The organism is Pseudomonas sp. GM78 (genome assembly GCF_000282475.1).
GTDB lineage: Bacteria > Pseudomonadota > Gammaproteobacteria > Pseudomonadales > Pseudomonadaceae > Aquipseudomonas.
Genome location: NZ_AKJF01000132.1, coordinates 30,475 through 42,288, shown reverse-complemented (window position 1 = coordinate 42,288; position 11,814 = coordinate 30,475). Strand labels below are relative to the sequence as shown.

The following is an 11,814-nucleotide window of genomic DNA, read 5'->3' as shown; positions in this document are numbered from 1 at the left end:
CGGTCCATGAGTGCACACGTTTGCACAAGACTGATAAGCGGCCGGAGCCAACGACATGCAGCACGACAGCACCGCGCAGGGTTTACCGGCCCTGCAAAACCCGACGCCCGTCGTGCGCGTCACCGCCAGGGACCTCGCCCAACGCATAGGGGTCGCCACCTCCACGGTCACTCGCGCCTTCGATGCGCAGTCGCGCATCTCGGCCAAGCTGCGCGCGCGCATCCTCGCCATGGCCGAAGAATTGGGCTATCGACCCAATGCCATCGCCCGCTCCTTGAACCAGCGCAAGACCGGCATCGTTGCGCTGGTGGTTGGCGACATGGCCAATCCCTTCTATCCGGCGCTGGTCGAGGAGCTTTCCCTGCAACTGCGCCAGGCAGGCCGGCAACTGCTGCTGTTCGTGGTGCCACCGGGGGGCGATGCGGACGAACTGATGCCGCAACTGCTGCAGTTCCAGGTCGATGGGATCGTGGTGACCGCCGCGAAGTTGTCTTCACACCTGGCGGACCTGTGCGCACGCCAGGGTGTCGGCCTGGTGTTCATGAACCGCCGTGTCGAGGACGCGAGCGTTTGGTCGGTGTGCTGCGATAACGAGCGCATGTCCGCCGAGGTGGCCGACTATCTGGTAGGACAACGACGCCAGGCTTGCGCCTTCGTGTCCGGCGATGCGGGCATCTCCACCACGGCCGACCGCTTGCGCGGCTTCGAGCGGGGCCTGGTCGCGCACGGTCAACGCCTGGTTGCCTGCGTTGAGGGTGGATACACCTACGAAGGCGGGCGCGAGGCGGCGGCCCGACTGTTCAGCGCCGGGCAACCGGCCATCGACGCGGTGTTCTGCGCCAACGACGTGATGGCCTTCGGCGTACTGAGTTACCTGCGGATGAACACGACCCTGCGCGTCCCCGAGGATGTCGCCGTGGTCGGCTTCGACGACGTCCGCGCCGCCGCCTGGCCCGAAAACTCACTGACCACCGTGCACCAGCCCCTGAGCCAGATGATCGATTGCGCCATTCGCTTGCTGGGCAAGGGTCGCCCCGGCGACGGCGTCGACCCGGCGCTGCACGAGATGCCGGGGCATCTGGTGTTGCGCACTTCCGCATAGCCCCCCAACCGCTAAAACAAAAACAATCCAGAGGAAATATCCGGTGATTCAACAACTCAAAAAAGGCCAATCGGCCCAGGCGAAAGCGAGCGATCAGGCCCAGGTGCGCGCCACCGTGGAAGCTATCCTCGCGGACATCGAGCAACGCGGTGATGCTGCGGTGCGCGACTACTCCGAAAAGTTCGACCACTGGGCGCCGCAAGACATGCGCCTGACCCAGGAACAGATCGACGCGTGCATCGCCAGCCTGCCCGCCCAGACGCTCGACGACATCAGGTTCGCCCAGGCGCAGATTCGCCGCTTCGCCCAGATCCAGAAGGATTCGATGCACGATGTCGAGGTCGAAACCTTGCCCGGCGTGGTCCTGGGTCATCGCAACATTCCGGTGAATTCGGTGGGCTGCTACATTCCCGGCGGCAAGTACCCGCTGATCGCCAGCGCCCACATGAGCGTGCTCACCGCCAAGGTCGCCGGCGTCAAGCGCGTGATCGCCAGTGCCCCGCCGTTCGAAGGCCGGCCGTGCCCGGAGATCGTCGCGGCGATGCACCTGGCCGGGGCTGACGAAATCTACTGCCTGGGTGGTGTGCAGGCCGTGGCGGCCATGGCCATCGGCACCGAGAGCATCGTCGGCGTCGACATGATCGTCGGCCCGGGCAATGCCTATGTCGCCGAAGCCAAGCGCCAGCTGTTCGGCCGCGTTGGCATCGACCTGTTCGCCGGGCCGACCGAAACCCTGGTGATCTGCGATGACACGGTGGATGCCGAACTGGTCGCCGTCGACTTGCTGGGCCAGGCCGAACACGGCCCGACCTCCCCCGCCTATTGCGTGACCACCAGCAAAACAATCGCCGAACAGCTGCCGGCCGCCATCGATCTTGTGCTTTCGCGGCTGGACACCGCGCCTGTGGCGAGCGTGGCCTGGAACGACTTCGGTGAGATCTACCTGTGCGACACCGACGAAGAGGCCCTGGAAGTCGCCGAGCGCCTGTGCTCCGAACACGTGCAGGTGATGACCCAGGATCCGGCCTGGTACCACGATCGCATGACGCGTTACGGCGCCTTGTTCCTCGGCCACCGCACCAATGTCAGCTATGGCGACAAGGTCATCGGCACCAACCACACGCTGCCGACCATGGGCGCGGGGCGTTACACCGGTGGGCTGTGGGTGGGCAAGTTCATCAAGACCCACACCTACCAGCGCGTGCTGACGAACGAGGCCAGCGTGATGATCGGCGAGTACTGCTCACGGCTGTGCGGCTACGAGCAAATGTCCGGCCACAAGGAGCAGGCGGATATCCGCGTGCGCCGCATGAAGCAGGAGGCTTGAAGTCATGGGCAAACCCGTACCGCACGAACGCAACGCCTATCCGTACCTGCGCGACATCACCACGCGCTGGATGGACAACGACGTCTACGGCCACGTGAACAACGTCATCTACTACAGCTGGTTCGACACCGTGGTCAACGGCTGGTTGCTGGAGCAGAACGTACTCGACTTCGAGTGCAGTCCTGCGGTCGGCCTGGTGGTCGATACCCATTGCAGCTACTTTTCGTCCATCGCTTTCCCCGACCTGGTGCGCGCCGGGCTGCGCGTGGCGAGCCTGGGCACTTCGAGCGTTCGCTATGAGGTGGGGCTGTTCGCCAATGGCAACAACGAGGCTTCGGCGCAGGGCCACTTCATCCACGTCTATGTTGACCGCGTGACGCGCCGGCCAGTGGCGCTACCTGAATCCTTGCGCCGCGCGCTGGAGAGCATCGAGGTGGCGTCATGAAGACTTTGTCCAAGCTTGTCCTGGCCTGCGTTGCGCTTGCCGCTCCACTGGTGCAGGCGCAGTCGGCCAAACCCAACATCCTGGTGATCTGGGGCGATGACATTGGCTGGCAGAACGTGAGTGCGTACGGCATGGGCACCATGGGCTACACCACGCCGAATATCGACCAGATCGGCATGGAGGGCATCCGCTTCACCGATCACTACGGGCAGCCCTCCTGCACGGCCGGTCGCGCGGCGTTCATCACCGGCCAGTATCCGATTCGCTCCGGGATGACCACCGTGGGGCAGCCGGGCGACAAACTCGGCCTGCAGGCCGCTTCGCCGAGCCTGGCCGAAGTATTGAAAGAGGCCGGTTACCGCACCGGCCAGTTCGGCAAGAACCACCTGGGCGACAACAATCCCAACCTGCCGACGGTGCATGGCTTCGACGAGTTTTTCGGCAACCTGTACCACCTCAATACCGAGGAACAGCGTGAATACGCGGACTACCAGAATTTCGCCAAGGCGTATCCCGGCGGTCCGCAGGCCTACGCCACAAAATTCGCCACCCGTGGCGTGCTGCACAGCTTCGCCAGCGACAAGGACGACACGACGTCAGACCCGCGATTTGGCTTGGTCGGCAAACAGACCATCGAGGACACCGGGCCGCTGACGACCCAGCGCATGGAAGATTTCGACGGGGCCGAAGTGATCCCCCATGCGCTGGACTTCATGCGCAAAGCCAAGAGCGACGACAAGCCGTTCTTCGTCTGGCTCAACACCAGCCGCATGCACCTGTACACCCACCTCAACGACAAGTGGCGTCATGCCGCCGCCCCGTACACCCACGAAGACGACATGCAAGGCAGCGGCATGCTGCAGCACGACCATGACATCGGCCAGGTGCTCGACTTCCTCAAGCGCAACGGCCTGGATGAAAACACCATCGTCTGGTACTCCACCGACAATGGCCCGGAGCATTCTTCCTGGCCCCATGGCGCCACGACGCCCTTCCGTGGCGAGAAGATGACCACCTACGAAGGTGGTGTGCGCGTGCCCTCGATGCTGCGCTGGCCGGGTGTGATCAAGCCCGGCCAGATCAAGAATGGCATCCAGGCGCACCAGGACATGTTCACCACCCTGGCCGCGGCGGCAGGTGTGCCGGATGTGGTCGAGCGCATGAAAGTGCAGAAAAAGCAGTACGTCGATGGCATCAACAACCTCGACTACTGGACCGGCAAGGCGCCAGACAGCGCGCGTACCAGCCTCTTCTACTACATCGAGAGCAAGTTGACCGCCGTGCGCATCGGCCCGTGGAAGCTGCACTTCTCAACCAAGGAGGACTACTACGCACCGATCAAGGCGCTGTTTGCACCGCTGATGTTCAACCTGCGCAGCGACCCGTTCGAAAGCTACGACAGCAACGATTCCTACGGCCACATGATCCAGAAGTCGTCGTGGATCTCGGCGCCGATGAGCGAGCTGATCGGCGCACACCTGAAGACGCTGGCCGAGTACCCGCCGGTGCAGGCGGCCAAGTCGTTCGACCGATCGAACCTGGTGCAGGACTTCCTGAGAAGTCAGCACACGCCACAGTGAAGAATGGACTCCGGCGGGTCCCAAGCAACCCCACGAAACGGCTGTGCTCCGTCCACCCCAAAGGAGGGGGGGTAAATGCCCGGAGCACCTCACTATCGTGGGCGCGCTTTCAGTTTTACTCGCTGCCCGAGATCGAGGCATGGCTCAACAGTGGGCCGCCCCTCCCCCCAACAGGAACAATACGATGAAAGAAGCCGTCATCCTTTCCACTGCCCGTACGCCGATCGGCAAGGCGTTTCGCGGTGCCTTCAATGTCACCACTGCCCCGACCATGGCCAGTTTCGCCATTCGCGCCGCGGTCGAGCGCGCCGGAATCGAGGCGGGTGAAATCGAAGACCTGGTGATGGGCACCGGCATGCCCGCCGGCACTGCCGGCTGGAACCTGGGGCGCATGAGCGCATTGGCCGCGGGCCTGCCGCTGACCGTCAGCGGCCAGACCCTGGATCGCCAGTGCGCTTCGGGCTTGATGGCCATCGCCACCGCCGCCAAGCAAATCATGGTCGACGGCATGCAGGTGACCGTCGGCGCGGGCCAGGAACACATCAGCCTGGTGCAAAACCGTCATATGGAATGGGTCGGCAGCCAGCACGACGAAAGTGTCCTGCGCAACGTTCCCTTGGCCTACATGCCGATGCTGCAAACCGCCGAATGGGTGGCCAGGCGCTACGGCATCAGCCGCGAAGCACAGGACCTCTATAGCCTGCAATCGCAACAGCGCACCTTCGCTGCGCAACAGGCTGGTGTGTTCAGCCAGGAAATTGTGCCGGTCAAAGTGACCAGGCAGGTGCTGGACAAAACCAGCGGCGAGGTGCGCCAGGAACAGATCAATTTGAGCCTGGACGAAGGTAATCGCCCACAAACGAGCCTTGAAGACCTAAGCAACCTCAAACCGGTGATCGAAGGCGGCTGTATCACCGCCGGCAACGCCAGCCAATTGTCCGATGGCGCCAGTGCCTGCGTGTTGATGGACGCGCGCCTGGCCGAACAGCGTAACCTGCAACCGCTGGGTGTGTATCGGGGCATCGCGGTGGCGGGCCTGGCACCCGAGGAAATGGGCATTGGTCCGGTGCTGGCCGTGCCAAAACTACTGAAGCAGCACGGGCTGAAAGTCGATGACATCGGCCTCTGGGAACTCAACGAAGCATTTGCCTGCCAGGTGCTGTATTGCCGCGACAAACTGGGCATCGACAACGACAGGCTCAACGTCAACGGCGGCGCGATCTCCATCGGTCACCCGTACGGCATGAGTGGTTCGCGCATGGTCGGTCATGCCTTGCTGGAGGGTAAGCGCCGTGGCGTGAAGTACGTGGTCGTGACCATGTGCGTGGGTGGCGGCATGGGAGCGGCCGGGTTGTTTGAGGTGGTGTGATGGACAGCTCCCACAGGTCTCTATGGGAGATTCCATGGTTGGGAGCAATTGTGGGAGCGAGCCTGAACGCGATGGTCGTCAACGGTGACGCGGGCTGCCTGAATACCCGCGTTACCTGGACGTTTTTCGCGAGCAGGCTCGCTCCTACAAGGGAATGCATCAACACTCAAAACGGCTCAAGGTGGTGTACGTGTCAAACGCCTGGTAACGCGAATGACGATCACGCATGATCTTGATCATCGCAATCTGCGGATCACTGGAGAACACCAGGCGTCCACCGCTGGCCACCAGGTGGTCCAACAACCTTTCTTTCTCGCCCACCAACCCTTCCGGATTGCGATCGTTGGCCGTCGTCACGTCCAGGCGCAACCAGTGGGTACCGGGAATCAGGTCGCCGGCAAACACCACCGGCCCGCCGGGCATGGCGATTTCCGGGATCAATTGCCCTGGCGTGTAACCATCGCTGAAGTGGAACTGCCAACCATCGCCGAGCTCTTTGCAGCGGGCGTCATCGACCAGCACCAGCCGACCACTGCCCTGCAGCCTGCGCACGATCTGGCGGACGAATAAGGCGCGATCATGGGGATGGTTGTGAAGTGCACGGGACCAATGGCGCTCCCCGGTAATGTACTGCGCAGCTGGAAACAGCAAGCGCGGTGTATTGCCCTCTTCGATCGCCGCACTCAGTTCGGGTGTCAATTGCGCATGCAAGTGCGTCAGCACCACCGCGCTGATGTCGCCTTCGGCCAGGCCCTGCTGCGCCAGGCTGTCCAGCAATCCCGGGGGATGTTTCTGGCAGCTGCAGGTCCGTCGCGGTGGCGCAAGCAAGGCGCTGGCACCGGCCAGCACCAGGATATTCTTGCCCCCTTGCTGCACCAACAGGCCTCGCGAGGCCAGGTCCACCAGGTTGTCCTGGTCGGGCTTGATCCAGTCAGCCCACAATTGCCGCGGCGTATTGCCGAACATCACGCCACCATCAAGCTTGCGACTACTACCGGCCAGAGTGGATAAACAACGGTTCACGACAGACACCTCTTTGAATTCGCCCCACCGTTGCAGAACGTGCGGGTTTTATGAGGCCTGAAGGATAATCCGCCTTCACGGCCACGCCCCCACCCGTGTGGAGTGGGTCATTGGACGTGACTGGTTTTTCCTTTCTACGGAAGGTGGATTTTGGCGCACCTGCACACTATGCAGCCCGATCAGCCTTCCACTTTGTCAACGTACGATTCAAAGAACCAATCTGGAATTTCTTCGGTACTGAATTCAAGGCTGATCCCATCAGTTACTTGCGCGAGTAAAACGGCGTTAGTACCAGAGTTATCGAAGATATACGCTCTATTGCTTACAGCGATGGCTTCTGGGAGCAATGCAAGAGACTTTTGGTACCGCTCTCTAACCTTGTCAGGAGCTACGGGATGGCCACCCTCTCGCACCCTGATGCCCACACGATCAATATTGATTTCGGGGTTTTCAGTAGATACAAAGTACAGATATATCCGATACCCAAGATCTTGTGCCGACTTCATGAAGTCGACCTTGCTGCGGTGGGACATTACCGTCTCAAAGGTAAAACTTATCCCTTTTTCCAACAGACGCTGTCGCAGAAAATCAGAGATTACGGATGCGAAGTAGGAGTTGACAGCCACATTTCGATAATCAACTTTCGAACCTTGCAGTCCTATTTTTTCGGCCTGGTCGTTCAGTTTTTTGTCTCTGATCAGGTAGTGCTCAGCATGAAAAAATAGCAGCTCGGCTAAAGTCGTCAGGACGTCAAATGCAGTCAAATCGATAAACCCAGTAGCTTTCGCTTCTTTTTCGAGCTCATCGGCGTTCACCTAAATTTTAATTAGAGCGGGATCGATCACATCCTTGATTGTGCTCTTACCTGAGCCGTTGGGCCCCGCAAAAACTCGGAGTCTAGGCACGACCACCTGCCGCTTTACCTTCTACGCGGCGCACTGTAATTACCTCGCCCACTTTAACCTTTCGACGCGGCTTTGCTTTGGCAACAAAAATTTTGTTCCCATCCGGTGACACCCGTACCAAATCCCCGGAATCCACACGAAGCACGCTACTGCTTACCAGCAATGCACGAGCATAAGCATTCATGGTAGCCATCTTGGCTTGATCAGGTACCGCGCGCTCAAGAACATCTATTTCCTGGTCCGAGAGCTTTTTAGCTTCCACAATCATCGGGCATCTCCGTACAAATTGTTGCTCTGGTACATCCTGCTTAAATCATGCCGCCTTTACGCGTTAACGACAGGAAAAAGGGACAAAGCATCTTACGGCAACGGGATGTGCCCATTTTTCGGCCACAACGACTGTATCACGGTGCCTTTTTTTCCTGTGCGCTCAGTCTCTCCGTCAGCACCTGGCAGCCACCGTCCTTTGGCGGAATGCTAGTAGATCCTCTCCACATCCCTCGCCGAGCAACCGGCACTGTCATCAATAGCCAAGTAACTGTCGTCAAATGCGAAGCGCCCCCCCCAGCACAGGCTTTTTAATGGAGCTACAAACTCTGGCAATTGCGCCGACGGATGCGACCGTGGCCTCTGAGTCACGAGTTGCCTGGTACGCCTGGCAGGAGCATAACAAGATGAAATTCGTGAAAAGTCTTCTGGCCGCCATCCCCGTCATGGGGCTGGCCATCGATGCCCACGCCTATGTATCGAGCCAGGAAGCCGCCCGGCTGGGCACCAGCCTGACGGGAGTGGGTGCCGAACAGGCCGGCAACGCCGACGGTTCCATTCCGCCCTACAGCGGTGGCCTGACCACAGCCCCTTCCAGTTTCAAGGCCGGCGACAGCATGCGCCCTGACCCCTTTGCCCACGAAAAACCGCTGCTGGTGATCAACGGCAAGAACGTCGATGCGTACAAAGGCATGCTCACCGCCACCACCGTCGCGTTGGCCCGGCGCTACCCCGGCTTTCGCGTCGACGTGTATCCGACCCACCGCACCGCATCACTGCCACAGGCGGTACTGGACAACAGCCGCACGAATGCCACCAACGCCCGCGCCCTCGACGGCGGAACCGCCATCGACAATGTGATGCCCGGGGTGCCGTTCCCGATCCCGCAGTCGGGCGCCGAAGCGATGTGGAATTTCCTGCTGCGCTACCAGGGCGTCAACATCCACTCCAAGTACGACTCCTGGAGCGTCGACACGGCGGGCGTGCCGAGCCTGGCGGTCACCGGCGAGGCCTACGTGTCCTTCCCGATCTACGAGAACATGTCGAAGCCGTTCAGCAGCTCGGACATTTATTATCAGTTGAAACTGTCCTATACCGGGCCTGCGCGCCGAGCCGGCGAGTCGATCATGCTCAAGAACGCCACCAATGCCACGGAGTTTCCTGGCCGCGCCTGGCAGTACATGCCGGCCCAGCGCCGGGTCAAACAGATTTCAATCCTGGCCTACGACACGCCCAACCCCGGCACCGCTCGTGCACTCGAGCTGTACGACTGGACGCTGGTGGGCAAGCGGGAAATGATCGTGCCCTACAACACCTACAAACTCACCTACGCCCGCGAAGCCAAATCGCTGACGACCCCCAACTTCATTTCCCCGGATTACGTACGCTGGGAAAAACACCGGGTCTACGTTGTCGAGGGCAATCTCAAGCCCGGCGCCAAGCATATCTATCAGAAGCGCCGCTTTTACCTGGATGAAGATACCTGGGCCGCGGTGGCCTCCGACCAGTACGACACCAGTGGCCAGCTGTATCGTGGCTCTTTCGCGTTCTTCAGCCAGAGCTATGACCAGCAAGTCCCGGACGCCACTCCGTTCATGACGTACGACCTGTCGCGTGGCACCTACAACATCAACGGCGTGGTGGGCCCACATGGCGGGATTCGCTACATCGAGCCGTTGTCGACGGCGCAGTGGGTGCCGGAGTCCATGGCGGGGAGCGGTATTCGCTAGGTTTCAACATCGTTGAACGATCCCGTGCGCACCTCGCCGCTGCGCACGTAACGGCTGATCAATACTCCGCCAGGGGTGCTGGTCGAATGCTCCAACGTGAAGGCGCAAGCTTGTGCGTTGTCATCGAACAGACGCTTGCCGTGCCCGAGGACGACGGGAAAAGTTATCAGCCGGAGCTCGTCCACCAACCCCGCTGCCAGCAATTGGCGCACCAGGTCGGCGCTGCCCTGGGTCAACAGGTGGGCGCCGTCCTGTTGCTTGAGTGCACGTATCGCGTCGACGAGGTTGCCCTGCAGTGCATGGCTATTGTGCCAATCGAGCGTATCGGGGTGATGGGTGGCCACCTGCTTGGGCACCGCGTTGAACAGGTCGGCGATGTAGTTGTGCGCCTCAGTGTTTATCTGCGGCCAGTACGCCGCGAATATGTCGTAGGTACGACGCCCCAGCAGCAACTCGAAGGGTTGTGAGAACAAATCCCGTATGGCCTGGCCAGAAACCTCATCCGAGTAAGGCACTATCCAGCCACCGAAACGGAATTGGCCGCTGGTGTCTTCATCCGGCCCGCCGGGCGCTTGAATGATGCCATCCAGGCTGATGAAAGCGGCAACGATGAGCTTGCGCATAGGTTTCTCCTGATGCTGTCCCTGACCCATAGTCGAACGAGACTCTGCGAAATCGACAGCAGTTGCTCATAGCGCTCGCGCGACTTACTGTTTTAACCCTGCGCGATCGTAAGCGTTCAACGCCATCACTACACACTATGGGGTCCATCTCGTGAGCAAAGCGTCTTATGTTCCTCCCAAGGTCTGGAAACACAATGCGCCCTCTGGCGGCGAGTTTGCCAATATCAACCGCCCTGTTGCCGGCCCGACCCATGACAAGACGCTGCCGACAGGCAAGCACCCATTGCAGCTGTATTCTCTGGCCACGCCCAATGGCGTGAAGGTGACCATCCTGCTGGAAGAACTGTTGGCACTTGGGCATACCGACGCCGAATACGACGCCTGGCTGATCCGCATCGGCGAGGGCGAACAGTTCTCCAGCGGTTTTGTCGAGATCAACCCGAACTCGAAGATTCCGGCGCTACTGGACCGCAGTGTGGAGCCGCCAATCCGCGTCTTCGAATCCGGTTCGATCCTGCTCTACCTGGCGGAGAAATTCGGCGAATTCCTGCCCACCGACCCCGCAGGACGCACCGAAACCCTCAACTGGCTATTCTGGCAAATGGGTTCGGCGCCCTACCTGGGCGGCGGCTTCGGGCATTTCTACGCCTATGCGCCGCAGAAGTACGAATACCCGATCAACCGCTTCACGATGGAGACCAAGCGGCAACTGGACGTTCTCGACCGCCGGCTTGCGCAAAGCCCTTACCTGGCCGGTGACCGTTACACCATCGCCGACATCGCGGTCTGGCCCTGGTACGGGCAGTTGGTGCGCAACAACGTGTATTCGGCTGCCGAGTTTCTATCGGCCCACCAATACACCCACGTGCAGCGCTGGGCGCAGGAAATCGCCGATCGGCCTGCGGTCCTGCGCGGCCAGCGCGTCAACCGGACGTGGGGCGATGAGGCAAGCCAGGTGCCTGAACGGCATCAGGCTGCTGATCTGGGCTGAAGAGCTGTAAACGGCGTTATCGACGTCCGGATGCCCCCGCAAAAATCAGCACGGCCAGACGGCGCAAGGTCGACTGGCCGCTTTCAACGTGTCACCTCCCCCCTTATTGGACACCTGAGTGCAGGAACTGACCACTGCGGCCTCACCGTTGAGGTAGCAAGGACGATGACGCCTGCATGCCGCCTTCATTTAAAGACAACATGTTGACATTAATAAATCGTCGAGCGTATTGTCTGCTCCATCGACAAAGCATTCACATCACCATAAAAACAATCAGATTCAGTGAATCAGGTGCTTGCAATGAGACAGACCACGCAAATGACGTCAGCGATCCATCCTGCAAAAATTTGGCTCGACGCCATTAATGACAATATGATGACTTATATCTCTCGTAAATTCCTGCCAGACCGTTCGGCCGTTGCGCGTGCGTCCAGCGATCAAGGCTGACCCGT

11 protein-coding genes and 1 pseudogene are annotated in these 11,814 nt (G+C 60.4%); 8 read left to right on the top strand and 4 right to left on the bottom strand.

Going from position 1 to position 11,814, the window contains the following annotated elements; all coding sequences use genetic code 11:
* The first annotated feature begins 55 nt into the window (after nucleotides 1-55).
* From PMI35_RS10150 to PMI35_RS10170, 5 genes are all read left to right on the top strand, one after another.
* Nucleotides 56-1,102: a LacI family DNA-binding transcriptional regulator gene (locus tag PMI35_RS10150; protein ID WP_008062409.1), complete on the top strand. Its 1,047-nt coding sequence runs from the start codon at nucleotides 56-58 to the stop codon at nucleotides 1,100-1,102.
* Between the two features lie 43 nt (nucleotides 1,103-1,145).
* Nucleotides 1,146-2,429 carry a histidinol dehydrogenase gene (gene hisD / locus PMI35_RS10155; protein WP_008062408.1) on the top strand — a complete coding sequence of 428 codons (1,284 nt, stop codon included), beginning with the start codon at nucleotides 1,146-1,148 and terminating at the stop codon, nucleotides 2,427-2,429.
* A gap of 4 nt (nucleotides 2,430-2,433) precedes the next feature.
* The gene (locus PMI35_RS10160) at nucleotides 2,434-2,874 is read left to right on the top strand and encodes an acyl-CoA thioesterase (RefSeq protein WP_008062407.1); all 441 of its coding nucleotides are present in this window, start codon (nucleotides 2,434-2,436) and stop codon (nucleotides 2,872-2,874) included.
* Nucleotides 2,871-4,454, top strand: coding sequence for an arylsulfatase (locus tag PMI35_RS10165; protein WP_008062406.1), 1,584 nt, complete (start codon nucleotides 2,871-2,873; stop codon nucleotides 4,452-4,454). Before PMI35_RS10160 ends, PMI35_RS10165 begins: the two co-directional genes overlap by 4 nt.
* Before the next feature lie 184 nt (nucleotides 4,455-4,638).
* Complete coding sequence (locus tag PMI35_RS10170) at nucleotides 4,639-5,823, top strand: acetyl-CoA C-acyltransferase (protein WP_008062405.1); 1,185 nt, start codon at nucleotides 4,639-4,641, stop codon at nucleotides 5,821-5,823.
* Nucleotides 5,824-5,982: 159 nt separating this feature from the next.
* Here PMI35_RS10170 and PMI35_RS10175 read toward each other — a convergent pair whose 3' ends face one another.
* From PMI35_RS10175 to PMI35_RS10180, 3 genes and pseudogenes are all read right to left on the bottom strand, one after another.
* Entirely contained in the window at nucleotides 5,983-6,846 is an 864-nt protein-coding gene (locus PMI35_RS10175) for an MBL fold metallo-hydrolase (RefSeq protein WP_008062404.1), read from the bottom strand.
* A gap of 179 nt (nucleotides 6,847-7,025) precedes the next feature.
* Nucleotides 7,026-7,757, bottom strand: a pseudogene (locus PMI35_RS0132915) (zeta toxin family protein).
* Entirely contained in the window at nucleotides 7,744-8,019 is a 276-nt protein-coding gene (locus PMI35_RS10180) for a hypothetical protein (RefSeq protein ID WP_008062402.1), read from the bottom strand. Before PMI35_RS10180 ends, PMI35_RS0132915 begins: the two are co-directional and overlap by 14 nt.
* Nucleotides 8,020-8,425: 406 nt before the next feature.
* On the opposite strand from PMI35_RS10180, the gene PMI35_RS10185 reads away from it, so the two are divergent.
* Nucleotides 8,426-9,748 (top strand): DUF1329 domain-containing protein, encoded by a 1,323-nt coding sequence (locus PMI35_RS10185; RefSeq protein WP_008062401.1) that lies wholly within the window; start codon nucleotides 8,426-8,428, stop codon nucleotides 9,746-9,748.
* On the opposite strand, the gene PMI35_RS10190 is transcribed toward PMI35_RS10185, so the two are convergent.
* Nucleotides 9,745-10,371, bottom strand: coding sequence for a dihydrofolate reductase family protein (locus tag PMI35_RS10190; RefSeq protein WP_008062400.1), 627 nt, complete (start codon nucleotides 10,369-10,371; stop codon nucleotides 9,745-9,747). The two genes, PMI35_RS10185 and PMI35_RS10190, sit on opposite strands and share 4 nt — an antisense overlap.
* A gap of 151 nt (nucleotides 10,372-10,522) precedes the next feature.
* On the opposite strand from PMI35_RS10190, the gene yghU reads away from it, so the two are divergent.
* Nucleotides 10,523-11,362: a glutathione-dependent disulfide-bond oxidoreductase gene (gene yghU, locus PMI35_RS10195; RefSeq protein ID WP_008062393.1), complete on the top strand. Its 840-nt coding sequence runs from the start codon at nucleotides 10,523-10,525 to the stop codon at nucleotides 11,360-11,362.
* A gap of 300 nt (nucleotides 11,363-11,662) precedes the next feature.
* Nucleotides 11,663-11,809: a hypothetical protein gene (locus PMI35_RS34720; RefSeq protein ID WP_157295744.1), complete on the top strand. Its 147-nt coding sequence runs from the start codon at nucleotides 11,663-11,665 to the stop codon at nucleotides 11,807-11,809.
* Nucleotides 11,810-11,814: the final 5 nt, after the last annotated feature.

What these genes read in the sequence shown, in the direction of transcription:
- PMI35_RS10150 (WP_008062409.1), top strand. Translation starts at nt 56, where the DNA reads ATGCAGCACGACAGCACCGCGCAGGGTTTACCGGCCCTGCAAAACCCG.
- PMI35_RS10165 (WP_008062406.1), top strand. Translation starts at nt 2,871, where the DNA reads ATGAAGACTTTGTCCAAGCTTGTCCTGGCCTGCGTTGCGCTTGCCGCT.
- PMI35_RS10185 (WP_008062401.1), top strand. Translation starts at nt 8,426, where the DNA reads ATGAAATTCGTGAAAAGTCTTCTGGCCGCCATCCCCGTCATGGGGCTG.
- PMI35_RS10190 (WP_008062400.1), bottom strand. Translation starts at nt 10,371, where the DNA reads ATGCGCAAGCTCATCGTTGCCGCTTTCATCAGCCTGGATGGCATCATT.
- PMI35_RS10160 (WP_008062407.1), top strand. Translation starts at nt 2,434, where the DNA reads ATGGGCAAACCCGTACCGCACGAACGCAACGCCTATCCGTACCTGCGC.
- PMI35_RS34720 (WP_157295744.1), top strand. Translation starts at nt 11,663, where the DNA reads ATGAGACAGACCACGCAAATGACGTCAGCGATCCATCCTGCAAAAATT.
- PMI35_RS10180 (WP_008062402.1), bottom strand. Translation starts at nt 8,019, where the DNA reads ATGATTGTGGAAGCTAAAAAGCTCTCGGACCAGGAAATAGATGTTCTT.
- PMI35_RS10170 (WP_008062405.1), top strand. Translation starts at nt 4,639, where the DNA reads ATGAAAGAAGCCGTCATCCTTTCCACTGCCCGTACGCCGATCGGCAAG.